Annotated in this window: 22 protein-coding genes; 11 read left to right on the top strand and 11 right to left on the bottom strand. The window is 46.9% G+C overall.

All coding sequences use genetic code 11. From position 1 onward, the window contains the following. Window positions 1–39: 39 nt before the first annotated feature. Complete coding sequence (locus ACYVFD_RS11860; RefSeq protein ID WP_461090255.1) at window positions 40–609, bottom strand: acyl-CoA thioesterase; 570 nt, start codon at window positions 607–609, stop codon at window positions 40–42. Between the two features lie 419 nt (window positions 610–1,028). Between ACYVFD_RS11860 and ACYVFD_RS11855 the strand changes: the two genes are divergently transcribed. The 3 genes from ACYVFD_RS11855 to ACYVFD_RS11845 all read left to right on the top strand — a co-directional run bounded on the left by ACYVFD_RS11855 (window position 1,029) and on the right by ACYVFD_RS11845 (window position 3,808). Continuing rightward, window positions 1,029–1,436: a hypothetical protein gene (locus tag ACYVFD_RS11855; protein WP_461090253.1), complete on the top strand. Its 408-nt coding sequence runs from the start codon at window positions 1,029–1,031 to the stop codon at window positions 1,434–1,436. An 836-nt stretch (window positions 1,437–2,272) separates the two neighbouring features. Further along, window positions 2,273–3,085, top strand: a complete 813-nt coding sequence (locus ACYVFD_RS11850) for a sensor histidine kinase (protein WP_461090252.1) — start codon at window positions 2,273–2,275, stop codon at window positions 3,083–3,085. Window positions 3,086–3,148: 63 nt separating this feature from the next. Then, the gene (locus tag ACYVFD_RS11845) at window positions 3,149–3,808 is read left to right on the top strand and encodes a response regulator transcription factor (RefSeq protein ID WP_461090250.1); all 660 of its coding nucleotides are present in this window, start codon (window positions 3,149–3,151) and stop codon (window positions 3,806–3,808) included. A 90-nt stretch (window positions 3,809–3,898) separates the two neighbouring features. Here the strand turns inward: ACYVFD_RS11845 and ACYVFD_RS11840 are convergent, their stop codons facing one another. Next, window positions 3,899–4,687 (bottom strand): SDR family oxidoreductase, encoded by a 789-nt coding sequence (locus tag ACYVFD_RS11840; RefSeq protein ID WP_461090249.1) that lies wholly within the window; start codon window positions 4,685–4,687, stop codon window positions 3,899–3,901. Window positions 4,688–4,892: 205 nt separating this feature from the next. Here ACYVFD_RS11840 and ACYVFD_RS11835 point away from each other — a divergent pair, with 205 nt between their 5' ends. From ACYVFD_RS11835 to ACYVFD_RS11825, 3 genes are all read left to right on the top strand, one after another. Next, window positions 4,893–5,474, top strand: coding sequence for a LemA family protein (locus ACYVFD_RS11835; RefSeq protein WP_461090248.1), 582 nt, complete (start codon window positions 4,893–4,895; stop codon window positions 5,472–5,474). A 94-nt stretch (window positions 5,475–5,568) separates the two neighbouring features. Then, window positions 5,569–6,003 (top strand): TPM domain-containing protein, encoded by a 435-nt coding sequence (locus ACYVFD_RS11830; protein ID WP_461090247.1) that lies wholly within the window; start codon window positions 5,569–5,571, stop codon window positions 6,001–6,003. Continuing rightward, entirely contained in the window at window positions 5,996–6,844 is an 849-nt protein-coding gene (locus ACYVFD_RS11825; protein ID WP_461090246.1) for a TPM domain-containing protein, read from the top strand. Before ACYVFD_RS11830 ends, ACYVFD_RS11825 begins: the two co-directional genes overlap by 8 nt. 72 nt (window positions 6,845–6,916) lie before the next feature. Here the strand turns inward: ACYVFD_RS11825 and lpcA are convergent, their stop codons facing one another. Continuing rightward, window positions 6,917–7,492, bottom strand: a complete 576-nt coding sequence (lpcA, locus tag ACYVFD_RS11820) for a D-sedoheptulose 7-phosphate isomerase (RefSeq protein WP_461090244.1) — start codon at window positions 7,490–7,492, stop codon at window positions 6,917–6,919. 325 nt (window positions 7,493–7,817) lie between these two features. Further along, window positions 7,818–9,617 carry a hypothetical protein gene (locus tag ACYVFD_RS11815; protein WP_461090243.1) on the bottom strand — a complete coding sequence of 600 codons (1,800 nt, stop codon included), beginning with the start codon at window positions 9,615–9,617 and terminating at the stop codon, window positions 7,818–7,820. Window positions 9,618–9,750: 133 nt separating this feature from the next. Between ACYVFD_RS11815 and upp the strand changes: the two genes are divergently transcribed. Then, entirely contained in the window at window positions 9,751–10,398 is a 648-nt protein-coding gene (gene upp / locus ACYVFD_RS11810; protein WP_461090242.1) for a uracil phosphoribosyltransferase, read from the top strand. Between the two features lie 95 nt (window positions 10,399–10,493). On the opposite strand, the gene ACYVFD_RS11805 is transcribed toward upp, so the two are convergent. The 4 genes from ACYVFD_RS11805 to cysM all read right to left on the bottom strand — a co-directional run bounded on the left by ACYVFD_RS11805 (window position 10,494) and on the right by cysM (window position 16,064). Next, a complete protein-coding gene (locus ACYVFD_RS11805; RefSeq protein WP_461090241.1) occupies window positions 10,494–11,135 on the bottom strand; it encodes a LolA family protein in 642 nt (213 codons plus the stop codon). 186 nt (window positions 11,136–11,321) lie between these two features. Then, entirely contained in the window at window positions 11,322–13,907 is a 2,586-nt protein-coding gene (locus ACYVFD_RS11800) for an FtsK/SpoIIIE family DNA translocase (RefSeq protein ID WP_461090240.1), read from the bottom strand. A 183-nt stretch (window positions 13,908–14,090) separates the two neighbouring features. Continuing rightward, on the bottom strand, window positions 14,091–15,140 hold the full coding sequence (locus tag ACYVFD_RS11795) for a quinone-dependent dihydroorotate dehydrogenase (protein WP_461090239.1): 1,050 nt from the start codon (window positions 15,138–15,140) through the stop codon (window positions 14,091–14,093). 51 nt (window positions 15,141–15,191) lie between these two features. Next, entirely contained in the window at window positions 15,192–16,064 is an 873-nt protein-coding gene (cysM, locus tag ACYVFD_RS11790; RefSeq protein WP_461090238.1) for a cysteine synthase CysM, read from the bottom strand. Window positions 16,065–16,299: 235 nt separating this feature from the next. Here cysM and ACYVFD_RS11785 point away from each other — a divergent pair, with 235 nt between their 5' ends. Then, complete coding sequence (locus tag ACYVFD_RS11785; protein ID WP_461090237.1) at window positions 16,300–16,725, top strand: LytR/AlgR family response regulator transcription factor; 426 nt, start codon at window positions 16,300–16,302, stop codon at window positions 16,723–16,725. 95 nt (window positions 16,726–16,820) lie between these two features. On the opposite strand, the gene ACYVFD_RS11780 is transcribed toward ACYVFD_RS11785, so the two are convergent. Both ACYVFD_RS11780 and ACYVFD_RS11775 read right to left on the bottom strand, forming a co-directional pair. Next, window positions 16,821–18,524, bottom strand: a complete 1,704-nt coding sequence (locus tag ACYVFD_RS11780; protein ID WP_461090236.1) for an AMP-binding protein — start codon at window positions 18,522–18,524, stop codon at window positions 16,821–16,823. Window positions 18,525–19,135: 611 nt separating this feature from the next. Continuing rightward, window positions 19,136–20,329: a Gfo/Idh/MocA family protein gene (locus tag ACYVFD_RS11775; RefSeq protein WP_461090235.1), complete on the bottom strand. Its 1,194-nt coding sequence runs from the start codon at window positions 20,327–20,329 to the stop codon at window positions 19,136–19,138. A gap of 78 nt (window positions 20,330–20,407) precedes the next feature. Here ACYVFD_RS11775 and pnuC point away from each other — a divergent pair, with 78 nt between their 5' ends. The 3 genes from pnuC (at window position 20,408) to ACYVFD_RS11760 (ending at window position 22,923) form a co-directional block, all read left to right on the top strand. Continuing rightward, window positions 20,408–21,076, top strand: coding sequence for a nicotinamide riboside transporter PnuC (gene pnuC / locus ACYVFD_RS11770; protein ID WP_461090234.1), 669 nt, complete (start codon window positions 20,408–20,410; stop codon window positions 21,074–21,076). A 6-nt stretch (window positions 21,077–21,082) separates the two neighbouring features. Beyond that, entirely contained in the window at window positions 21,083–22,054 is a 972-nt protein-coding gene (locus ACYVFD_RS11765) for an AAA family ATPase (protein WP_461090233.1), read from the top strand. 560 nt (window positions 22,055–22,614) lie between these two features. Beyond that, the gene (locus tag ACYVFD_RS11760; RefSeq protein WP_461090232.1) at window positions 22,615–22,923 is read left to right on the top strand and encodes an isoamylase early set domain-containing protein; all 309 of its coding nucleotides are present in this window, start codon (window positions 22,615–22,617) and stop codon (window positions 22,921–22,923) included. A 120-nt stretch (window positions 22,924–23,043) separates the two neighbouring features. On the opposite strand, the gene ACYVFD_RS11755 is transcribed toward ACYVFD_RS11760, so the two are convergent. Next, window positions 23,044–23,985: a hydroxypyruvate isomerase family protein gene (locus ACYVFD_RS11755; protein ID WP_461090231.1), complete on the bottom strand. Its 942-nt coding sequence runs from the start codon at window positions 23,983–23,985 to the stop codon at window positions 23,044–23,046. Window positions 23,986–24,018: the final 33 nt, after the last annotated feature.

Here is a 24,018-nt window from a genome sequence, read left to right as displayed (position 1 = left end):
TTAATTCATACTAGAATAAACAAAATCAAGCCAATCAGTTTAATCACATAAATCCCGGTTCAGACTATCTGTAAGCTGGCAGCGTTCATGTTGCAGCTTGTCAAGGCTTTCATTCAGCAGCATACGGGTTCGGGCATTGTCAAAATGTTCGCTATAAGATGCGCGCAACTCCTTTCGTTTCATAGCTTCCAGAAACCGCCTGACATCGTCCGTTGTTTCGAGCAAAAGAGGAGGCACTTCAGTAGGCTGTTCAGCTTCATTTTTAGCAACCATTGTAAAATAACTGGTGTTCGTATGCTTCACTGAACCCAAACGTACATTTTCGGCTACCACTTTTATGCCGACGACCAGCGACGTACGACCTACGTAATTGACTGAGGCCATCAGCGAAACCAACTCCCCCACTTCAACAGGCTGGCGGAAATTGACCCCATCGACCGATACCGTTACGCAGTATTGACCGGCATGTTTGGCAGCACAGGCATAGGCCACTTTATCCATCAGTGATAAGAGAATACCTCCGTGAACACGTCCGCCAAAATTGGCATAAGACGGAATCATTAATTCGGTAAGTGTCGTACGAGAATGGCTAACTGGTTTGGCAGTCATATGAATGGATAAGGAACTTGGCGAAATGAAGAGCTATTTGAAGTTCAAACATAAAAAAATGCCAGCGCAAATTGTGCTGGCATTTTTCATTAACCTAACCTATGAGAAAATGTCGTTGCTGACGAGGCATCAGCTACAGTACAAAGGTAAGGGTACCCATACACTCATTTGAGCGCAAAATCCCCGATTTTGATTGGCCTGATTGAATCAGGCAAAAATCCGTAATTTGATACGTAGAACTACGTATTAGGTTTTTATATTAAAAGACTTAATGCTTTGAAATTGAGTCTATTATATGTCTTAAGTAGACTTTAGGTTGATTTGTTATACAATTCTGCTTCTTGTAATTTCGGGTAGCTTTCCGACTATATCCACCTAATACAACCAGTACTTCCTATTTTACTCCGTACGTTTTAATCATGACTGATTCCGTGTTTAATGAACAGGTAGGACGCTTTCTAAATCCAAAAGAAAGCGTTCCGATGAAGGATGCTTACCGCAGCGCCAAGCTGGCCTGTGGACTAAAAGAAGATGAGTATACCCGCTCCGAATTTTTTGGCGCTGCTAAAATTAACCAATTGCTGAAGCAAAAAGGATGCGTCGGAATCAGGGTTCATTATGCCAAGCGATGGGAGGATGAGGATGGAAAACCAACCGAAGCCGGTAAAGGCCAGCTTAAGCCACGAATTCTGCTTACGGGTGTCGATGAACGCGGGCACGACTTACCGATACCTGTAAGTCAGAGCGGTCTGAAAGACGACGGCGGTGACGATGGAGAGATGGTAGTAGGCGATGGAAGACCCTGCCCGCAATTTTGTGGTCAATAGTAGAGAATGGAGCATTTGTTTACCTCATTTGAGGAATATCCTGTCGCTTTTATTGCTGAAATAATAACCCTTTTACCAATTCTAATGGGGTTATTATTTCTAAAGTATACGAAGTACGAAAACAAGCTGCTCGTTGCTTTCTTCGTACTTATTTTTTTAAGAGATATTAGTTCTAATATACTAGCTGATAGCCGAACGAATAATTTATTCATTTATAATTTTTTTTCATTTATTGAACTAGGCTTTTTAAGCCTTCTCTTTTACAGTAACTGCCGAATTTCCTCAAAAACGTACAGAAAAGCGATTATTTGGGGTGGTTCATTAGCCTTTCTACTGAACTGCTTTTTTTATTCGGCACATGATTTTTCTATTGGAAATTTCTCTACAGTCCGCGTTTACGGATTAATTCTAATCTTGTTTTTTTTTGAGCGCGTGCTGTCCGAAATGAACATAAAAAATATTATACTATATTCCATGTTCTGGATAAGTAGTGGGTTGTTACTATACTTTTGTGGCACGTTTTTTATATTCCTCTTAAGCGATAAAGTTCTGTCGAAGGACGCTAGGCCCGAAGTATTTCGCCAGTACTGGTATACCAACCTGATCTTCTATATCCTTTTCTGTGTATTGTCGAGTGTGGGCATCTGGTTAAGTCGATACGATGAAGAGAATCAAATTTAGCCTCATATTTTCACACGATAAAAAGTAGAAAGTAACTTTCGGTTACTTAATAACTATAAACTCTTTGCCGCTCGCTCAATCGAGGCCTTAATTCGTTGACTTTCAGAGGTAGATTGATCAATTTTGTGTTGTTTAGATCGCGGTAGAATAAAGGTATGTCGATGGATTCTGGTTTTGTAATTGCTGTAGGTACGGCCGTGCTTTTGATGATGGCGGTGTTCATCATCATTTTCGTGGCCTATTACCAGCAAAAACAGGCCAAACAACAGTTAGCGTTTAAAGAGTTACAGGCGCAGCATCGTCGCGAGCTGATGGAAGCCACCTTTCGCGGGCAGGAAGAAGAACGCCGACGGCTGGCCGAAGATATGCACGATGGTATCGGGACCATGCTGTCGATCACGAAAATGAGCCTGAACCAGCTGGAGCAGCAACTAGGGGGTGAACTACAGGTTGGGTTTCAGTTTCAGAAAACCCGCTCCATGATTGACGAAACTATGACCAATGTTCGGCGAATCAGCCGAAATCTGGTGCCAACCACCCTTGAGCGTTTTGGTCTGCTGGCCGCTTTGGAAGAACTGGCCGATCGGGCAACTGATAATGAAATTGAGGTTGAGTTAATTTATCCTGAGCCAGAACTTGGATTTCTGCCGGCACTTGAACTAATGCTTTACCGTATTGCCCAGGAACTGCTCAACAACGCCATCCGACACGCCCGGGCCCGGCACGTTACCATCCATCTGATTCGTTTCGAAAATGAAGTTCGCCTGTCGGTCGTTGATGATGGCGTAGGCTTTGATTTTGATGCAGTTATGGAAAACCGGAAAACAGGTCTGGGGCTTCGCAACATTGAAAGCCGTCTGAATGTAGTGAATGGCCACGTTACGTTTGATGTTGCCCCTGGTCGTGGTTCAAGGATTCATGTGCAGGTTCAACTCCATGATGCACAGCCTGTCGATTTATTGAGTTAATTTGTTTACCGAATGGCCGACTTTACGACTCATACGGTATATCCTTTAACTCTACCCTCCTCTATGCGAAAAATTAAGCTGGCCCTCTGCGACGATCATACTCTATTCCGCGTCGGGATGGCAACTATTCTTGGCCAGATTCATGATTTTGAGTTGATTCTGGAAGCAGGGAATGGTCAGGAACTGATTGAGAAAATTGCTCGGAAAATGCCTGACGTCGTTCTTCTGGATCTACAGATGCCGGTTATGGATGGTACGGCAACTGCCGACTACCTACGCGAAAATCACCCGCTTATAAAAATTGTTGTGCTCACCATGCACGATGAAGACCGGATGGTTCTGCACTTATTGGAGAAAGGAGTTAGTGGATACCTGTTGAAAGATGCGGAAGCTGGCGAGGTCGAAAAAGCCGTTCGGAAAGTAATGGACGAAGGTGTGTATCTGAACGAATTCGTTTCGAAGGCGATGTTACGCAAGATGACCAACAAACCAACGGTCAACAAACCCGTCAATGCATTTTATAATAGCAAAATCTTACTTTCTGAACGCGAAAAAGAGGTGTTAATGCTGATTTGTGAAGGCTTGTCGACCAATGAAATCAGTGAGAAAATTTTCCTGAGTCCCCGAACCGTCGAAGGTCATCGATTACGTATTCTCGAAAAGACCGGCACTAAAAATACTGCAGGTATGGTAGCGTATGCGTTTAAGAATAATCTTGTTTGAGTTATACAGTTGCAGGGTTATAGCGTTGTAAAGTTGATATTTGACTCCAGAAACTTTACAACACTATAACCCTGCAACTGTATAACTTTTCTACAAGCTTCCCGTCTTCCCACCATCGACCGGCACATTAATGCCATTGATCGATGCCGCTGCGGGTGTACATAGGAAGGCTACGGCTGCGGCTACTTCTTCTGGAGTAGCAAACCGACCAATCGGAATCTCCTGAGCCAACTGGGCTGCAATTTCTTCTTCTGATTTACCGGACGTTTTCGCACGCAAAGCTAGTGTGGATTCCAGTCGTGCCGTTTGTGTGTAGCCAGGAAGGACATTGTTTACAGTTATGCCAAAACGGCCAATTTCGAGCGACAACGTCTTTGCCCATTGCGCTACTGCCCCCCGAATCGTATTAGAAACCCCCAGGCCAACAATCGGCTGTTTGACTGACGTAGAGATAATATTCACGATTCGGCCATAACCCAGTCGCTTCATGGATGGGACAATAGCCTGCACCAATATGTGATTGTTCAGCAAGTGGTTGTGAAATGTCTGGATAAACTCTTCAGGTTTGGCGTCAATCAAAGGGCCTCCCGGCGGGCCACCGGTGTTATTGACCAGAATATGTACGTCAGGAAACTGAGCCAGATGTTTCGTAATGGCTGTAAGCACAGCATCTGGCTGGCTAAAGTCGGCCACTAGGTATCGGTGAATCTGACCTTTTGACGTATCGAGTTCCGTTAATACGGATTGCATCTTTGGCTCATTACGAGCCATCAAAATAACATTAGCGCCCAGCAAGGCTAATTCTACAGCACTGGCATGGCCAATCCCCTGTGTACTACCCCCAACCAAGGCCGTTTTACCACTTAAATCAAGATTCATAAATACTGTATGTTTCTGGCCAATAACTCTATCGATCAACCTAAGCGTATGAATTAAACAGCTAAAATGAGTTGATGGCTACCAATTATCCATACAAATGTGGGACAAAGATGAGAAAAACACCGTTGGCGTAGTTTTACGTAGACAAATTTGTAGTTTTGGACAACTTTGAATCCAAGTCATAACCTTTGCATTTCAGGAAACCATGTCAAAATCGTTAATTGTTGTCATAGTGATTGCCCTTATTCTGGGTATGTACGGTTGTAGCTCCTACAACGGTCTGGTTCAGAATGATACGAATGTTCAGGAAAAGTGGGCCCAGGTCCAAACTCAATACCAACGCCGTTCGGATCTGATTCCTAACCTGGTACGGACTGTACAGGGGGCGGCTAATTTTGAAAAAAGTACGTTGACCGCTGTGATTCAGGCGCGTGCCAACGCGACGGGTATAAAATTAAATGCTGACCAGTTGACGCCCGAGAATATTCAGAAATTCCAGGCGGCTCAGGATCAGTTGAGCGGTTCACTGTCGCGCTTACTGGCTGTTGCTGAGAGCTATCCGCAACTGAAAGCCACTCAGAACTTTTCAGAGTTGCAGGCACAATTGGAAGGAACAGAAAACCGCATTTCGGTAGCGCGAAATGATTTCAACGGGGCCGTTCGGGTCTATAACCAGTCGGTACGCTCATTCCCGAACAATATCTTCGCCGGTATATTCGGTTTCCCTGTAAAAGGCTTCTTCGAGGCTTCGCAGGCAGCTCAAAGCGCTCCAACGGTTCAGTTTTAATAGCAGGGGGCATGGAGCAAGGTGCATGGGGTAAGGATAAAAGAAATTAACCTTATTCCCTGCTCCTTGCACCCTGCACCCTGCACCCTGCACCATGCAAACCAACCCTTTCTCTACCGACGAGCAACAGCGCATTGTCGAGTCTATCCGACAGGCCGAAAAGGCCACATCGGGCGAAATACGCGTGCATGTCGAAGCGCATTGCCCCAAGGCCGATCCGGTGCAGCGGGCTATTGATGTATTTGCTCAATTAGGCATGCACCAGACTAAAGATCAGAATGGAGTGCTCTTCTATCTCGCTCATGCCGATCGGAAATTTGCTATAATTGGCGATAAAGGAATTGATGCCAAAGTGCCGGTAAATTTCTGGGAAAGCACGAAAGACCTGATGCGTAGCTATTTTGTAAATGGCGCTTATGCCGAAGGATTAAGCCGGGGAATTGAACGTGCTGGTGAACAGTTAAAGCATTATTTCCCTTACACCAGCGACGACACCAACGAACTCTCCGACGATATTTCGTTTGACTGATACTACCGTGAATGTACACCTCTTTGTAAATTTCCTAGCTCGAATACTTCGTCCCGGGTTTGTAGCGCTCCTGTTGATTGCCTCCATTAATGCTTGGGCGCAGGATACGGCAACGGATAATGTCATCCCTGACAAACCGAATCCTCCCCGGCTGGTCAATGATTTTGTTGGGATTTTGAGCAGTAACGAACGGGCGCAATTGGAGCAAAAGCTTCGGGCTTATAACGACTCAACCTCTACGCAGATTACGATTGTCATTGTCAGAACCACCGAACCCTACCCGATCGGTGATTTTGCGTTTCAGGTGGGCCGAAAGTGGGGGGTGGGACAACAGGGAAAGAACAATGGACTACTTCTTGCCTGGGCTACTCAAACCCGTAAGATCTACATTGCTACGGGTTATGGCGTAGAAGGTGCTATTCCTGATGCTATTGCCAAGCGAATCATCAGTAATACAATAGCACCGGCTTTCAAACAGGAGCAGTGGTATCAGGGCCTCGATGCAGGTACTACCGAAATTATCCAACGACTTCAGGGTGAATACAAGGCTGAGCCTAAGTCTAATTCTGATGATGAAGGAGCTGGAACCTTCTTCATTGTACTGATCATCTTTCTGATCATCATCTTTATCATTTCCCGCCGAAATCGCGGAGGAGGTAGCAACCGAAATCGCGGTGGTGGTTGGGGTGGCCCCGTTTTCTTACCAACTCCGGGCTGGGGCTCGGGTTGGGGAAGCTCAGGCGGTGGTGGCGGCTGGAGCGGTGGCGGAGATAGTGGAGGAAGCTTCGGCGGCTTTGGTGGCGGCAGCTTCGGTGGTGGTGGCGCCGGTGGAGATTATTAGTTGATTGGTTAGTTAAGTGGTTAATTGGTCCTTGGTATATTCAACCACTTAACCACTTAACTAACCAACCAATCAACCAATAATCTGTTTCTCAATCAGCAGAATAAAGAGGTGGATCACCTTGATGTGAATCTCCTGAATACGGTCGGCGTAACCAAAATGAGGAACCCGAATTTCGACGTCAGCCTGATTGGCCAATTTGCCTCCATCTTTTCCCGTTAACAGAATCACTTTCATGCCTTTTTGACGGGCGGCTTCTACGGCTTTGATAATATTGCCCGAGTTGCCACTGGTACTTAATCCAAGTAAAACATCGTCCTCGTTGCCCAGTCCTTCGATAAACCGCGAAAACACGTATTCATACCCGAAGTCGTTGCTGACGCAGGACAAGTGGCTCACGTCTGAAATAGCAATCGCTGCCAGCGAACGACGGTTATCCCGGTAACGGCCAGACAGCTCTTCGGCAAAGTGCATGGCATCGCAGTGGGAGCCACCATTGCCACAGGAAATGATCTTATGGCCTGTTTTCAACGCATCGGCCATGAGTGTAGCCGCTTGCTCAATAGCTTCCAGGTGGGCGGGGTTAGCCAGGAAATTATCCAAAACCGATTGGGCCTCAGTTAACTCCTGACGAATGAGATCAATCATTGAGTCTGTTATAAAGTTTTATCGTCTGTAAAGTTGTAAAGTTGGGCGTTACCGGCCAACACCTGATACAGATTTTATAGGTTCAATTAATTCTATGGTCTAATGATCAGCCTGTTAAGTAATCAAGCGAAACTAGTTTAGCGTAGGCGGCTAGGACGTTTCTGTCATCCCGAGGAACGACCGGGCCGCCGGAGCGGGGATCTTCGGAGATTACCTTTTATGCCGTCTCCGAAGATCCCTCCTGCGTCGGGATGACAGAAAATAACATAATATATTTTCACAAGTTTACTTATATACAGATAATGATGAGTTGATGGAGCAATGCCTAAAATACCCAGTTTCGGTAGGGGAGGTTCCAGCGCAGGGCAAAGCTTGCCATTTGTTCACTATAGCTGTTGGTCCGTAACTGGCTATCCTGATAGCGATAGAGAAAACGTCCCTCCAGAAATATGTTATGCCGGATCATGTACGAAGCCCGCACATCGGCATAGGTGATGATGTTTTTACGTCCCTGGCCAATAAAATTGCTTTCATCCCGGAAGCGAGTAGTGTAGTCTTTTAATATATTACCGCCATAGTTAATATCCGGAGCGGTATCGGCTCCGTACATCATGACGCCAGCTATACCATTGAACGACCATTTTTTCTGCTGATACCGAACAATGCCTAGCCCTTCTACAAAATTAGCGCCCAGTGGATGGGCCATCGGCTGGCTAAAATGTGCATAATTGGTTTGTCCGGCACTAACTCCCACCCCCGATTCATGCGAGTAAGTATAGGGTCGTGCCAGGTTCATCTCAAGCTGCACGTCTAGATTAGGTACCGCAAAAGCGTCGATGTATTTACCACCCACCTGAATGGCAAACTTGTTGGTCCAGTCACCCTGACCAGCTAGAAGGGGTTTCAATCGGAACTCGTCCAGCAAAATTTGTGAATAAACCAGAAAATGCGACAGAAAATTGGCCTTTAAATCAATACCAATAAAGGCATTATCTTTACTACCCAGGCTAGACTCTACATACCGATATAGAATAACTGGGTTCAAGTAGCTCAAATCCAGTCGGTCGCGGCTAAAGACTTCGGCCTCAAATATACCCAGATTGAGAAAGTCAGTCAGGTTAATGCTTAGATGGTGAATCGCGGCAAACTTTGGGGGAATCAGCTTTTCCTCCTTGGCTACCACAGCCTGGGTATTTTGGAGTGAGGTAAACAGATTTGTGTATTGAATTCGGCTACCCAGTCGGGTCGATAATTTCAGGAATAAATAGGCCGGACTGTTGTCGGATAGAAACAACGACCGAAAGCCATTTCCAAAGAAATTTCGGTCGTGACCAAATTGAACATTGATAACTTTCAGCGCATTAAACGTGATATAACCGCGTGCTGATAGAAAATCGACGCCTTTAGTGCCAAAATCTTTTATAAAGCTTTCACCGGGCGCTGTGCGCTGTAGTGTACCTGATCTACTATACTCAAGCCCCTGTCCATAAGTTTGGCCATATTGTTGGATGTATTCAGGATAAATAGCCTGATTGTCTGAAAAATAGGTGTAAAAGCCAAGTTTACGGCCGATGGTTCCCCGCACCTCCAGCCCCCGCGTATTCACAAAAAGAAGCTGCTGGTCTGTAGGCGGTACATCGGAATTGTACGAGGTTCGATCAAGGCCGGGGCCGATATAAAAGACCGGATTCACATGTAGATCGACGTCGGGAGTTTGTAAGTTGTAGAAGTCGGCCTTCTTTTTATAAAAATGAGTTAATAGCGGTTTGCGACTATCACCAACCGTTTTAGGGGATTTCAGATGCCGGGTAAATGGATCTTTACTAACCGTATCGTAGGCAGTAGCCCATTCCCAACTGTCATCGCGGAGGTACCCAATCGTAAAGTAATCGGTGTCTGACAGGTTACGCGTAGGATGTGCGGCTACACTGTCGACGAGCTGGATAACACTCTGACGGTTATAGGGTTTAAGCGTACTATGAAACCCTTCAGCCCAATGCCCCTGACGAATTTCGAGCCGGTCTATAAGGTGATAATAGTCAGCGTTGAGCGGTACAAACGGGCTTTGTGCCCGCACACATAACGAAAAGAAAAAGAAACAGATAACGTAACCGTTGTGGCGCATGTACTGTACTAACATTGGCCCTATCGGGCTTCTTAAGAACTGGGTTGAACCGTATGAGCCGCTTAAATTAGGCAATTGGTTTGGATATACGCCAACCTTAGGGCTAATTTACAGGCAAAGAAGCCTACAAACCATGTTTGTTTTTGCCCAGCAACCTTCCATAGCGAACCAATTTATCGCCGAACTTCGAGATGTTTCTATTCAGCAGGATCGGCTGCGATTCCGTCGTAATCTTGAACGACTTGGTGAATTAATGGCGTATGAAATCTCAAAAAAATTACCCTATCAATCCGTCAAAGTACAAACACCTCTTGGCGTATCAAACACACAAGTGCTTCGACAACAGCCCGTTCTGGCTACGATTCTCCGTGCCGGGCTACCTTTTCATCAGGGATTTGCCAATTATTTCGACCAGGCTGAGAATGCGTTTGCCGGAGCTTATCGGGGGTATTCATCAGCCGATCATGATGACTTCGAGATCGCGATGGACTACATTGTCAGCCCTGATCTGAGCGGGAAACCACTCATCCTTTGCGACCCGATGCTTGCCACGGGCCGTTCGCTCGAAAAAGTATATCATGCCTTACTTCGATACGGAATTCCTTCGCAAACGCATATTGCCGCTGTTATTGCCAGCCCTGAAGGCGTCCGCCATGTGCAGCAGCAACTTCCGCAGTGCCATCTTTGGTTAGGGGCAATTGACGACCACCTGAACGAGCATTTTTACATCGTTCCAGGCATTGGCGATTCCGGCGACCTGGCATTTGGGGAGAAAGTGTAGGGATGGACAATGAATAATGTATAATGGACAATGTATGATGTGGCTAACAAGAAAGTATACGTTGCTCATTATACATTATTCATTGTCCATTATACTTACCGTAAGTCAACCACTTCGACACCTGGGTATTTCGCTTTGTCGAAAACGAAATACGAATCGGGGACGTTTACGTTGGGTGTAAACTTGGTAATGTTATAGGTTGTACGCTTGCCGTCTTTATTAGTGATCAGCCAGTTACGGACCGATTTGTCGGCTTTGTCGACCGAAATCTGTATAGTGGCGATAGGGCTTTTGGGGCGATTGGGCGTCAGTTCAATGACTTCAAGCGTCCGGCTACCTTCTTTTTGCTCTTTCAAAAACCTGTAATCGAAGCCACGCTTATAAATCGTATAAATCTGCGTCGGGTTTAGTTCGCCACCACCGCTCGCATCGTAGTCCTGAACGTTTACTTCATTGGTCTCCTTGATGTAGGTCGACATGGTTTTACCATCGGTAAATACTTCCTGTCCGCCCAGAATCAAGTGAAACTTTTCGTTTTTTACCGTCAGATCACCTTTATACGACTCTTTTGCACCTCCTCCGGCACTTGTGTATGTAAATGTGGCCTGGTATGATTTCAGAGATTTATACTGCTTGCTCATGGCATCCAGAATGCTCTGGGCCCGTTTATCTTTCTGAGCGAAAGCTACTGATACGGTCAGTAAAGCTACGCTTAGCACCCATGCAATTTTCTTCATTTCTATAATTATTACTCAGTAATACAGGTTTTAGCCCGTGTATAGTTCTTAGACGGGAAAGTGAATGGAAAAGTTTAATTGTTTTAAGAAGAAGTGATTGAAGTTTCAGGTTTCAAGTTACTGACGCGAAGGTTATTGATGCGTCAGCAATTGGAAACCTGAAACTCTAAACTTGAAACAACCTAGTTATTCGCCTTTCAGCCGCTTAAGTATGTCTTCCAGCATTTGTAAATCCTGGACAAGAACATCCCTCGCTTTGCTGCCTTCAAACGGCCCGACAATTTTAGCGGCTTCTAACTGATCGATTAATCGGCCTGCCCGGTTATAGCCCAGTTTGAGCTTACGCTGGATCAGGGAGGTGCTTCCCTGCTGGTGAATAACGATCAAGCGAGCGGCTTCATCGAACATTGGGTCGCGGTTACCCAGATCGACATCTTTATCATCGTTTTGCCCACCATCATCACCGACAAACTCAGGAAGGGCGTAGGCATCGTCGTAGCCGCGCTGGTTGCCAACATATTCGCAGAGTTCTTCAATTTCATTGGTATCCACAAACGGACATTGCAGACGGATGATCTCAGAATTTGAGGATAGCAGCATATCACCCATACCAACGAGCTGCTCGGCCCCGCCCGTGTCCAGAATCGTCCGGGAGTCGATTTTTGACGTTACCTTGAACGATAACCGGGCCGGGAAGTTGGCCTTAATCAATCCCGTAATCACGTTTACCGACGGACGTTGCGTAGCCACTACCAGGTGAATGCCAATAGCACGCGCCAACTGAGCCAGTCGGGCAATGGGTTGCTCGACTTCTTTACCCGCCGTCATCATCAGATCGGCCAATTCGTCGATAATCAGAACGATGTAGGGCAGGAAGCGATGGCCTTTTTCGGGATTCAGCCGCCGTTTCACAAACTTGGCGTTGTATTCTTTCAGGTTTCGGCAACCGGCATCTTTCAGCAGGTTGTAGCGGGCGTCCATCTCGATACAAAGCGAGTTAAGCGTATTCACCACTTTTTTGGTATCGGTAATGATCGGCTCGTCGGAGTCGGGTAGCTTAGCCAGGAAATGCCGTTCCAGCTTGTTAAAGAGCGTCAGTTCTACCTTTTTGGGATCGACCAGGACCAGTTTTAACTGCGAAGGGTGCTTCTTATAAATCAGTGAGGTAAGTAGTACGTTCAACCCGACCGATTTTCCCTGACCAGTTGCCCCGGCCATCAGTAAGTGCGGCATTTTGGCCAGATCGGCTACATAAATTTCGTTTGATATGGTTTTTCCCAGCACAACCGGTAAATCATACTTCGAATTCGAAAAGGCCTCGCTGGTGATCATCGACCGCATCGAAACCATTTCGCGGTTTTTGTTCGGCACCTCAATACCGATTGTCCCCATCCCCGGCATGGGCGCTATGATACGAATACCCAGCGCCGACAGGCTTAATGCAATGTCGTCTTCCAGGCTCTTAATTTTGGAAATACGTACCCCTTTCGCCGGTACAATTTCATACAACGTAACCGTTGGGCCGATAGATGCCTGAATGGAGTCAATCTCGATACCGAAGTTGCGAAGTGTGGTTTCGATTCGCTCTTTGTTGGCCGTCAGTTCATCGTCCGAAACCTGCGCTTTCCGGTTGTTTTGATAGTCCGTCAGCAGGTCGTTGGTTGGATACTGGTACTGGGGCAGATCGAGCGTAGAGTCGTATAACCCGTGGATCGACGCCAGATCGTTATCTTCAAACGGATCGGGTTCAATGAGTGAGGATGGCACACTATCCAGTTCTTTTTCATCCGACGGTTCGTCGACAACAGCATCCCGATTTTTGATTGTCAGCGTAACGCCAGTTGTTTTGGCAATTGCATCGGCTGGTGGAGTCGCTTCCTCTTGTACGTTTTCCGTATAGGTATCTACCCGGTCGTTTTTAACGAAGGTGTTTGCAGGAGGTGGAGTCGTAGACGGATTGGCTTCTTCGGCAAAATCTCTAAGATTAAAGTCGTCTTCCTCGTCTGGCTCGGCCTCACTCTCTTCATAGGTCTGTAGTGGATTGTCTGATCGATTTCTAGTCTTCGGGCGGGCCGGGCGCGAGAAATCGGGCATTTTTATATGCTGTACATCGAAGAAATAGACCACAAAGAAAAAGAGCATGAATCCGATGAACGCCAGATTTCCCCAGCCAAACAGGCCATACAGCAATACGTTCAGTTCATAACCGATACCCCCACACCATACGCTGGATGTGGCTGCCGAATCGGTGACGAGGACAATATAGCCCAACATCAGGCTACACCATACAGCCGCAAACAGTAAGGCCGTTGTGGTGCGGCTGAGGGGTAACAGTTCGGAACCAAAGGTTAGTTTATAACCAGCCAGGAATACAATGACAGGGATAGCCAGTGCCCCTACACCGAACCAGCGAAAGACAAACACATGGGCAATATAGGCACCCACCAGACCTACCCAGTTCCGGGTTTCGTTGCCGGTTTCGGCTAAGGGCTCTGTGAATGCAGCGCCAACAACGCTCTGATCGGCAGGACCGTTAAGCAAATAGGAGATAAACGCTACCAGTAGGCCAATGGCCAGACCCATGAGCAGAACGCCAAGGGTCAGTACAGAACGTTGATCAGTAAACCAGCGATCCAGTGCCGCTCCCCAGTTGAAGGAGGGACCCTTTGAGCGACCATTGGATTTGTTGTTTGGCAAGCGGGGACGTGGCTCGTTCCGTTCGTCTGGACGTCGGAGCGTATTCTGGCGTGGAGACGTGGTTGGTTGTGCCATAAACTTGGGGTTAGGGCGATAGCAGTAGGTAAATTTCCCACTTTTTACCGAAAAACTGTGTAGTACTGCAAAATATTACAACATCTTACCAACCGGGTCTAAAAAGGCCGATAAGGCATTGATTCCATCAATACGGAGACGCTAGGTAGCTAGTGCAGTCACACGCAAATTAAAATTGCTGATTCACAACGTCTGCAAAAGCTGTTGATTGATGCGTTTGGCCAAGGCAGGGCCTTCATATATGAAGCTTGTGTACACTTGCACCAAACTGGCTCCGGCCCTGAGTTTTTCTTGCGCATCGTCGGCTGTCGTGATCCCGCCAACACCAATGATTGGGAAACTTCCCCCTGAATTTTGATGCAGATAGCTAATCACCTCCGTAGACCGATTCCGTAGAGGGCGTCCACTGACACCACCCGCACCGATCTGGTCAACAACGGCTGGTTCGGTGCGTAAGTTCTCACGGCTGATGGTCGTATTGGTGGCAATAACGCCCGCGATTTTGGTGTCGCTTACAATGGCGATGATGTCGTCCAGCTGCCCATTGGTGAGGTCAGGAGCAATTTTTAGTAAAATAGGTTTAGGGGCAGGACGCTGATTGTTTTCCTGCTGCAACGCCGTCAATAGCTTCGTGAGTGGCTCTCGTTCCTGAAGGTCGCGGAGGCCAGGGGTATTAGGCGAACTCACGTTTACTACAAAGTAATCTACGGCATCGAACAACTCGCGGAAACTGATCAGGTAATCGTCCAGCGCCTTTTCGTTGGGCGTATCCTTGTTTTTGCCAATATTACCACCAATAATCACCGGATTACCGTTGCGGTTCCGGGCAAAGTGCCGAAGCCGTGCGGCCGCTGGGGCTACGCCTTTATTATTGAAGCCCATTCGGTTGATAAGCCCTCCATCAGCTTTCAGACGAAACAGTCGAGGGCGGGGATTACCGGGTTGTGGTCGGGGGGTAACAGTGCCAATTTCAACAAAGCCAAAACCAAGATCGCTCAACTCGCTGACCAGTTCGGCGTTTTTGTCGAAACCAGCCGCCATGCCAACTGGATTGGGGAACGTGAGGCCAAAAACGGTACGGGCTAAACGCTGGTCTTCGAGGACATACAGTTTTCGGCAGAGGAATGAAGCTCCGGGAATCGACAGGGCCAGTTTAAGCAGTGTAGTGACAGTATGGTGAATCGTTTCGGCATCGAAACGAAACAGCAATGGTAGGATAATACGCTTGTACATGCTGCAAAAATACGCCCATAAACCTAAAAGGCTTTTGAAAACCTGTAAGGTTTATCCAAATAAGTCGGACGACAGATACCGGTCACCCCGGTCGCAGATGATGCAGACAATAACGCCACTTTCCAGCTCCTTCGCCAGTTGAACGGCTGCATAAACAGCTCCACCACTACTCATGCCTGCAAAAACACCTTCAGCACTCGCCAGTTGGCGCGTCATTTGGGTGGCATCTTCGGCCGAAATTTCGATGACGCGATCAACCCGTTTGGGGTCAAAAATTTTAGGGAGATACTCGATAGGCCACTTGCGAATGCCCGGTATCGACGACCCATCGGTAGGCTGGCAACCAACGATCTGCACATCCGAATTTTGCTCTTTCAGATAGCGTGAAGTACCCATGATGGTGCCTGTAGTGCCCATCGACGACACAAAATGGGTGATTTTCCCGGCTGTATCGCGCCAGATTTCAGGGCCCGTTGTTCGGTAATGAGCCAGGTAATTATCAGGATTGGCAAACTGGTTGAGCATCAGATAGCCGCCCTTTTGCATTTGTTCTTCCGCATAGTCACGGGCACTTTCCATGGTTTCGGTCAGAATCACCTTCGCCCCGAACGCTTCCATGGTCAGAACCCGCTCACGGGTCGATGTTTCGGGCATGACCAGCTCGATATCGATATTGTAGAGTCGGGCAATCATGGCCAGTGCAATGCCGGTGTTTCCGCTGGTAGCTTCAATCAGCTTCATACCTGGCTTAAGATCGCCACGGCCTAGCGCGCCCTGGATCATACTGGCTGCCGCCCGGTCTTTGACGCTGCCGCCCGGATTATTGCCTTCGAGTTTACCGTAAATCGTAACGTTGGGATTGGGATTGAGCCGGTTCAGTTCAACTAAAGGGGTATTACCGACTAAATCGAGCAGGGTTGCCATGCTGATTTGAATGAGACTTGTTCTTAGGTGGAACAAGGTTAAAGCGATTCAATTAGTTCGCAAAAGCGTGTTCTAATTTAGCATTACAGTGGCTATTTGTGAATTATTGACTTTTATTTAGCTTATATTGAAATAATTTATGATTAGCTAATTGCTTGATAATGAATTTTGTTTAAACTTGCTAAAGCAAAAATTAACGTTTTGTTTATTCACACCCTTTTAATGTCTCCACAAAATGAAAAAGGCTCTATTGACCAAACCTCTATCAAATGTACATGTTGAGCAAATTGCCGGTCAGTTTGCTATGCCCGATCTAACACTTCCGTTTTGGGGGTGCCGTAAAAAAATGCCCATGCACCGTATAGTGCGGCTGGAAGGCGAAGGAAACTACACCTTATTTCATTTTGCGGATGGTAGCCAGTTGATGGTATCGCTTACGCTGAAGAAAATGGAAACCCGCCTATCGCCCAGAGTATTTGTTCGGCCGCACAAAAAAAACATTATCAACTTATTGTATCTGGAGGCCGTACACCCTGATCGCCAGCAGCTAAGCGTCAGTCTGGTGAATGGCGATCGTATTGAAGTGTCGCGCCGGAAAGCCAGCCGCTTTATGAAGCAGGTTAAAGGCTTTCAGCAGGAAGTAATGGCGATGGATGCGTAAAATGTTTAACGTTTCAGGCTTCAGGTTGGTGGACGTACAATTACTTCCGTACAGTCAGCCAACTTGAAACCTGAAACGTTAAACTTGAACAAGTCTTACTTTTTCAATTTCGCTAATTCTTCATCCCGTAAAGGGCGACGCAGAATTTTGCCGACGTTCGATTTGGGTAATTCGTTCCGGAATTCGATAACACGAGGGACTTTGTAGGGCGTCAGGTTCTCACGGCAGAACTCCTTGATGGCGTCAACTGTTAGATTAGGGTCTTTTTTGACGACGAAAATTTTAACCACTTCCGTCGATTTTTCATCCGGAATACCGATGCAGGCTACTTCCGACACGCCTGGACATTGGCCCACAACATCCTCAATTTCGTTGGGATAAACATTAAAGCCCGAGACCAGGATCATATCTTTTTTGCGGTCAACGATTTTGAAGAACCCATCTTCATTCATCACGGCCACGTCGCCCGTTTTAAACCAGTCGCCCATCATTGACTTGGCGGTTTCGTCGGGTCGGTTATAATACCCTTTGAACACCTGTGGCCCTCGGGCAACGATTTCGCCAGGCTCGCCAATGGGGGCGTCGGTACCATCTTCCCGGATAACTTTCATTTCGGTGCTAGGCCAGGGGATACCAATTGTTCCCACCCGAACAGTGCCATCAATCGGGTTTGAGCATAAAACGGGCGAGGTTTCGGTCAGTCCATAGCCTTCGCAGGGCGTATTGCCGGTCAGCTTGGCCCAGCGTTCGGCTACGGCTGTCTGAAGCGCCATACCACCTGCCGAAGTAACCTTCAGATGACTGAAATCAACTTCGTTGATACGAGGGTGATTCAAGAGCCCATTGTAAAGCGTATTGACGCCGGTGAAGGCCGTAATCTTGTATTTCTTCAAGTCGTCGATAAATGCATTCAGATCTCGGGGGTTGGTAATCAGCAGGTTCATAGCCCCGCTTTTCAAGGCTGCCAACGCGTTTGTTGTCAATGCGTAAACGTGGTAAAGCGGGAGGGCGGCAACGATGATTCCTTCGCCATCAGGGATATGGCCTGGTTTCATCCAATAATGCTGGCCTTCCACGTTCGAGATAATGTTTCGATGGCTGAGCATAGCTCCTTTCGAAACCCCAGTGGTGCCCCCGGTGTATTGCACAAACGCCAGATCCGTATTTTGAATATCGACGGATTTGAACGGTTGCTGACGCCCCCGACTCAACGCATCGCTGAACGAAATGGCATCGGGTAACTTATACGCTGGAACCAGCTTTTTGACGTACTTGACCACTGCGTTAACGATCTGCTTTTTCGGGAAGCCGAGTAAATCGCCAAGTTGCGTAACGATAACGTGCTGAATGTCGGTACGATCGATGATTTTCTCCAGATTGCTGGCAAAGTTGGCCAGGATGACCACTGCTTTGGCACCCGAGTCTTTAAACTGGTGCTGCATCTCGCGGGGAGTATACAGCGGATTTGTGTTGACAACCACGAGCCCTGCCTTTAAGGCGCCAAACATGGCAACCGGATATTGCAGTGTGTTCGGCATCTGGATTGCCAGACGATCCCCTTTTTGCAGATGAAGTTCATTCTGCAAAAAGGAAGCAAACTGTGTGGCTAATGTATTCAATTCACCAAACGTAATCTGTTTGCCCATGCAGGCATAGGCCGAGTGATTGGCGAACCGTTGACAACCTTCCTCAAATAAAGCCACCAAGGAAGGGTAAGCGTCAGGGTTAATTTCGTAGGGGACTTCTTTCGGATAGAAACGTCTCCAGGGGTATAGGTCAATGGCTGATTGCGTATTCATGTAGAAATGACAGGTTTGAAAGCAAAGGTATTTGCTTTGTTAGTTCAGGTAGAGTGGTAATTTGTAAATGGCTGCTTTATGAATACAATCCGTTGAGTTGAACCGATAATTCTCACAATACGTGTTGCCTGCAACAGGGACGTATACCCTTAACTATTAAACATAAAAGCTAGTCAATAAATCACTGTTACGTACACAAATCTAAAGAAATTGTTCTATTTCACTCGTTTTGTTACGAATTATTCAAACCAAAAACGCCGGTACCCTAAGGACCGGCGTTTTTGGCTGACCGTTTGTACATTTATTTGACCACTCGTAAAACTGTGGTGTTATAATGCAACATCAGTCAGGAAAATGCGTCATTCAATTGACGCCCCATAAGCGTTTAAGTTAAGAAAAGAATGCCGAAACGCCGGAACGCACATGAGTCCGGCGTTTTTATTTTTGTGCATCCCTTGCAAGATAATTAATTATTTTAAAATATTATGATTTTCAGAAATTTATGTCACCACTGAGTCACAAATGCCGTGGTTTATTCTTTCTTCGCTAATTTGAGCAACCTGCTGTAAGTCTTAGTTTCTCAGGAGCATAATGTTGGTCATGCTTAGGAGCTACACGACATCCCGCTCGATGATTTTGCCGCTGGCTTTTTCTTTCAGAATCAGCTTGTTTCGGCCGTCGTGGGTCATTTCCTGTTTGATCAGATAATGGTCGGCATCGTATTCGATCAGGGTTGATTCGGGTTTTAGGCCTTCCTGGCCGCGCCATACCGGAAGATTTACCCTTTCCCACTGGCCGGTTTCGGCTGATTTATAAGCTGCATCCAGCACTGCATTGACAATATAGCCATCGTAAAAGGTTTCGGCAGGGTCACGTCCATCTTCCTGCGCGGAGAACATATCCGTAAACATGTGGTTGTAACCCAGGTCATTCACCTCATCACCCACCGGGAAGAGCCAGCCCGTGTTCGATTCGGCTTTTTCGGCCACATAATCGGCTCCCTTGCCGGTCGAAAACATCTCAAAGCCCGTACGTAGGAAATTGTTGATCCAGATCGTGCCTTCGGTGCCCATCACTTCGTCGCGCAGGTCCATACCACCCCGGAAGGTCCAGCTTACTTCAAACTGGCCGATAGCACCGTTTTCGTATTTGACCAGCGCAATGGCATGGTCTTCAGCTTCGATGGGTTTCACCTGCGTGGCGGCCCAGCACATAACCTCAACAGGCTTAACATCTTTGCCAATGAAATTCCGGGAAATTTCGACACAATGGCAGCCGAGGTCGAGCATACAACCGCCACCAGCCTGCTCTTTGTCCCAGAACCAGTCGGAGTGAGGGCCAGGATGTGTTTCGCGCGATTTCGCCCAGAGAATACGGCCCAAAGCGCCATTTTTTACGCTGTCCAGTGCTTTCAAAAATTTGGGCGTATAGCAAAGGTCTTCCAGATAACCCGCGAAAATGCCCGCTTCTTCTACCGTTTTCATCATACGCAAGGCTTCTTCGCCCGTGCGACCGAGGGGTTTAGTGCAGACAACCGATTTTTTATGCTTAGCACAGAGATTGACGGCCGTTTCGTGGATGTTGTTAGGTAGTGCGATGCAGACCATATCCACATCGGGATGCGCAATGATCTCTTCCATATCGGTCGAGGCAAAGCTGCAGCCATAATCGGCCTTGAATTTATCGGCGGTTTCCTGACGGCGGGCGTAGATCGCCACCACCTTATCGCGGCTGCGCTGACCATGAATCGAATCGGCGTAGAAGCGGCCAATAAAGCCGCCCCCAAGCATGGCAATACGTTGCATAGGTAAGAGTTTGGGTAAATGGTTAATGCGTACTTTCGCAGCGTTAAAGATCAAAAGTTCCCCTTGATTACTGGATACATGCCCAATTTTTTTGACATTGAATCTATTTTCTTTACCGTGTGGGACTATCCCATGAGTTATCTGGAATTCTTTGGCGCCACTACTGGAGCGGTAGCCGTATGGCTTTCGGCACGGGCGCATGTCTGGAGCTGGCCAATTGGCGCAGTGAGTGTATTGCTGTTTTTCTTTCTGTTTTACCAGATACAACTCTATCCCGATATGTTTTTGCAGGTGTTTTTCTTTATCACCAACATTCAGGGATGGTGGCGATGGACGCACCCAAAGCAATTTGAAGCCAATCAGCATCAGGAACTCCGTATCAGCCGTATACCGACCCGTCAGCTTATAATCTGGACCATTTCGGGCGTAATCGCCACGGTGGTGCTGGGAACATTTGCGAGCAATCTGCACGAGTGGTTTCCAGTGCTGTTCAGTAAACCCAGTGCGTTCCCCTATCTCGATTCATTCACAACAGTCATGAGTATTGTGGCTACGTTTCTGATGATTGAAAAGCGTGTTGAATGTTGGTATGTCTGGTTGGCGGTCGATACCATTCTGACCTATATGTATTTTGTGAAGGGGGTGAAATTCGTTGGCGCTGAGTATTTTGTCTTCTGTTTCGTCGCGGCTATGGGTGCCTGGACCTGGACTCGTGAATACCGAAGTTATGGCGCAGTCGTTCGATAATTTTTTATGGTAACAGGACTGGTGTTTGGCAAATTTATGCCCGTGCATAAAGGGCATCTGGCCCTGATCGAGTTTGCCCGTCGGCAATGCGACCAACTTATTGTGTCAATGACCGTCACGCCCGACGATGTGATTCCGCCCGAACTGCGACTCCGTTGGCTAACCGAACTACTGGTTCCATACCCAACCATTCAGGTCGTGGCTGAATCCGACGATTTTCATGACCCTGCCTTGCCACTTTGGGAAGCTACCAAGTTGTGGGCCGCGTTCATCAAACGTCGATTTCCGACTGTGAGCGTATTTTTTTCGTCGGAAGCCTATGCGATTCCGCTGGCGCATCATTCTGGATTGATTCATATTGCGTTTGATCCACCCCGGCAGCAGGTGCCCATTTCGGCGACGCTAATTCGACAACAACCGACAAAATACTGGGACTACATACCTGACATAGTTCGCCCCTATTTCGTTAAAAAAGTTTGTCTATATGGTCCGGAAAGCGTGGGGAAAACAACACTGGCGCATCGGCTGGCAACGGCTTATCAGACGACGTTTGTGCCGGAAATGGCTCGTCAGTTTCTTACATCCAACAATTTTACAGTACACGATATTATTCGGATAGGGAAGGCCCAAACCGAAGCCGTTAAGGCTGCCGAGCAAGTGGCTAATCGGATTTTATTCTGTGATACCGATTTGATTACTACCCAGATCTATTCTGAAATTTATTTCCAGCATGTACCACCCATCTTGTATGAACTGGAGCATCAGGTACTTTATGACCAGTATATTTTGCTCGATATTGATGTTCCCTGGGTGGCCGACGACCTACGCGACCAGGGGAACCGCCGACCCGAAATGCTGGCTCGTTTTCGGGATGTGCTGGAGCACCGTAAATTACCTTACGTACTTGTTGGAGGGAATTATGAGAAACGATTTGCTTCAATTCAAAAAATTGTCGATTCGCTGCTTACAGATAGGTAAGGGAGATTATTTTTTGTGACAATGTAATAAATGTAAAGTATCATAAAATTAATCTTTATGACTTTGTATATAATTTAATTTTACTCAGTTGCCTATAGTTTGAATTCGAGTTTTTTAGTCCTTATTAACCGTTTCGCTTTTAGTATCTAGTACGGTATTTATAATTCCCTGTTTTAATAGATTTTTTGCAGGTTACAGGCAATATTAAGGGGAAATCAGAAGCTTTATGGGAGCCAGATGTATGGAAATTTTATGATTAGTAAGTATTTACGAGGTTGTCCGCCTTTGGTGTGAAGAAATAATTCGGCCAACTGCCAGAGTTAAATTCTAATTTATTTTGTCGAATAGAAGGCTTTAAAAACGGAAAAGAATACGCTGCAAACGGGTAAATACACTTTATTTAGACACAAAAAAAATTGTACGTTTCTTAGATTAGTATTTATGAAACAGGCTACATAAAATAGGGTTATTTAAAGAATTTTCGTCTATAACGCGCTGATAATTATGATATTGCTTATTTTGTATTATAATTTTGCGTTGAAACCAAATAGTGTACCTCTATGGCAGTTGCCAAACAATTTCTGAAAAGCAAACCTATTGCAAAAGTAACGTTTGAATTGTCGGCTGAGGCCGTCAATGGTGCGAAAACGGTCGCCCTGGCCGGAGAGTTTAATGGGTGGGATGTTAATGCCCAGGCTCTGAAAAAGCAAAAGGACGGTTCATATAAAACAACCGTTGAGTTACCTGTTGGTAGCGAATACCAATTCCGCTACGTGTTAGATGGTACGACATGGATGAACGATTGGGCTGCTGATAAATATGTAGCCAGTGGTGTATCGGGTGAAGAGAACTCAGTGATTGTTCTCTAAGAAGACATTTACGTGCGAAAAACGGGTAATCAGGATTTATAATTGACCTGATTACCCGTTTGCTTTTACAATTTTTGTCATTCCGACCGGGACGCGTCCCGGTCGGAATGACAAAAAAGCTTACACCGTAAAGCTATCTGACTCCACGTATGCTTTGATGACGGCCATTTCTCCTTCTTTACCGGGCTGCGAATTGCCGTGTTCCATACCGAAGATGAATTCTTTGTTTTCGGCTTTCTGCTTCTGGTAAATGTGCTTGAATATGTTCTTGTAATTGATTTCGCCCGTTGTTGGCTCTTTTCGGCCGGGGTTATCGCCCATCTGAAAATAACCAATTTCACTCCAGCACCAGTTGATGTGCGGAATAATATGCCCTTCGTTTTTCTGCATGTGATAAATATCAAACAGAATCTTACAGGCAGGACTATTCACAGCCCGGCAAATTTCGTACGTCTGGTCGGAGGTGCGCAGGAATAGGTTGGGCGTATCACTGAGGGGTTCCAGTACCATCGTTAAGCCCGCTGGGGCCAGAATATCGGCACCCCGGCGTAGCGCGTCGATTACATGGCCGGTTTGAATGCCGATAGGCAAGTTGCGTTCGAAATCGCCGGGAACGACAGTCGTGAATTTCGCATTGACGCGTTTGGCGGTTTCAACAGCTTTCCAGCAACCATTCAGGAAAATCTCGATGTATTCGGGTTTGCCAGCGGCTAGCGTGTTCTGGCCATTTCCGCCTTTATCAAGTACAAACACGCCCATGGTCATGCCCAGGCGGGTCATCTCTTTAGCAATCTTTTCCTGTAAAGCCGCATCACGACCCATCATACCGTTGTCTTCCAGCGCTGTGAAACCCATGTCGGCCATAAATTTGAGCTGGTCGATGGGGTCTTTGCCTGCGCTGTTTTCGAACATGCCGAAGTGAGGGGCATATTTCAGCTTGAAGGTATTCTTGGCCAGAAAAGCAGGCTGCGAGTGCCAGTTGTCGGCGACTGATTCGGCTGCGGCAGTCAGGCCCAGGCCCGCTGCGCCCAACGTTGATTTTACGAAATTGCGTCGTTGCATAATTGGTCTGAACCGGGATTGAACTGATTAATG

The sequence above is a fragment of the Spirosoma gilvum genome (assembly GCF_054776815.1).
The sequence above is the reverse complement of the archived record's forward strand: the minus strand, read 5'-3'. Positions and strand labels throughout refer to the sequence as shown.

Excerpts from the sequence above, each read along its gene's own strand:
- ACYVFD_RS11765 (WP_461090233.1), top strand. The coding sequence starts at position 21,083 with ATGGTAACAGGACTGGTGTTTGGCAAATTTATGCCCGTGCATAAAGGG.
- ACYVFD_RS11755 (WP_461090231.1), bottom strand. The coding sequence starts at position 23,985 with ATGCAACGACGCAATTTCGTAAAATCAACGTTGGGCGCAGCGGGCCTG.
- ACYVFD_RS11850 (WP_461090252.1), top strand. The coding sequence starts at position 2,273 with ATGTCGATGGATTCTGGTTTTGTAATTGCTGTAGGTACGGCCGTGCTT.
- ACYVFD_RS11785 (WP_461090237.1), top strand. The coding sequence starts at position 16,300 with ATGAAAAAGGCTCTATTGACCAAACCTCTATCAAATGTACATGTTGAG.
- lpcA (WP_461090244.1), bottom strand. The coding sequence starts at position 7,492 with ATGATTGATCTCATTCGTCAGGAGTTAACTGAGGCCCAATCGGTTTTG.
- ACYVFD_RS11860 (WP_461090255.1), bottom strand. The coding sequence starts at position 609 with ATGACTGCCAAACCAGTTAGCCATTCTCGTACGACACTTACCGAATTA.
- ACYVFD_RS11780 (WP_461090236.1), bottom strand. The coding sequence starts at position 18,524 with ATGAATACGCAATCAGCCATTGACCTATACCCCTGGAGACGTTTCTAT.
- ACYVFD_RS11760 (WP_461090232.1), top strand. The coding sequence starts at position 22,615 with ATGGCAGTTGCCAAACAATTTCTGAAAAGCAAACCTATTGCAAAAGTA.
- upp (WP_461090242.1), top strand. The coding sequence starts at position 9,751 with ATGTTTGTTTTTGCCCAGCAACCTTCCATAGCGAACCAATTTATCGCC.
- ACYVFD_RS11795 (WP_461090239.1), bottom strand. The coding sequence starts at position 15,140 with ATGTACAAGCGTATTATCCTACCATTGCTGTTTCGTTTCGATGCCGAA.
- ACYVFD_RS11815 (WP_461090243.1), bottom strand. The coding sequence starts at position 9,617 with ATGCGCCACAACGGTTACGTTATCTGTTTCTTTTTCTTTTCGTTATGT.
- ACYVFD_RS11775 (WP_461090235.1), bottom strand. The coding sequence starts at position 20,329 with ATGCAACGTATTGCCATGCTTGGGGGCGGCTTTATTGGCCGCTTCTAC.
- ACYVFD_RS11835 (WP_461090248.1), top strand. The coding sequence starts at position 4,893 with ATGTCAAAATCGTTAATTGTTGTCATAGTGATTGCCCTTATTCTGGGT.
- cysM (WP_461090238.1), bottom strand. The coding sequence starts at position 16,064 with ATGGCAACCCTGCTCGATTTAGTCGGTAATACCCCTTTAGTTGAACTG.
- ACYVFD_RS11830 (WP_461090247.1), top strand. The coding sequence starts at position 5,569 with ATGCAAACCAACCCTTTCTCTACCGACGAGCAACAGCGCATTGTCGAG.
- ACYVFD_RS11840 (WP_461090249.1), bottom strand. The coding sequence starts at position 4,687 with ATGAATCTTGATTTAAGTGGTAAAACGGCCTTGGTTGGGGGTAGTACA.
- ACYVFD_RS11805 (WP_461090241.1), bottom strand. The coding sequence starts at position 11,135 with ATGAAGAAAATTGCATGGGTGCTAAGCGTAGCTTTACTGACCGTATCA.
- ACYVFD_RS11800 (WP_461090240.1), bottom strand. The coding sequence starts at position 13,907 with ATGGCACAACCAACCACGTCTCCACGCCAGAATACGCTCCGACGTCCA.
- pnuC (WP_461090234.1), top strand. The coding sequence starts at position 20,408 with ATGCCCAATTTTTTTGACATTGAATCTATTTTCTTTACCGTGTGGGAC.
- ACYVFD_RS11855 (WP_461090253.1), top strand. The coding sequence starts at position 1,029 with ATGACTGATTCCGTGTTTAATGAACAGGTAGGACGCTTTCTAAATCCA.
- ACYVFD_RS11845 (WP_461090250.1), top strand. The coding sequence starts at position 3,149 with ATGCGAAAAATTAAGCTGGCCCTCTGCGACGATCATACTCTATTCCGC.